At 52.7% G+C, this 224-nt stretch carries 1 pseudogene; it reads left to right on the top strand.

Annotated elements, in window-relative coordinates:
• Nucleotides 1-22: 22 nt before the first annotated feature.
• Nucleotides 23-224, top strand: a pseudogene (locus FDX22_RS23990) (cupin domain-containing protein); the annotation flags it as partial.

Raw genomic sequence — 224 nt, 5'->3', positions numbered from 1 at the left:
ACCAGCCTGCGGGATGCTCATTATGGAATACCAACTCACTCTTAACTGGCCCGATTTTCTTGAACGTCACTGGCAAAAACGCCCGGTGGTCTTAAAACGCGGCTTTAACAACTTTATTGATCCACTCTCCCCTGACGAACTGGCTGGGCTGGCAATGGAAAGCGAAGTCGACAGCCGGTTGGTCAGCCACCAGGATGGCAAATGGCAGGTTAGCCACGGTCCTT

The sequence above is a fragment of the Citrobacter sp. TBCS-14 genome (assembly GCF_005280805.1).
In the GTDB taxonomy this organism is placed as follows: Bacteria; Pseudomonadota; Gammaproteobacteria; order Enterobacterales; family Enterobacteriaceae; genus Citrobacter; species Citrobacter gillenii.
The sequence above is the reverse complement of the archived record's forward strand: the minus strand, read 5'-3'. Positions and strand labels throughout refer to the sequence as shown.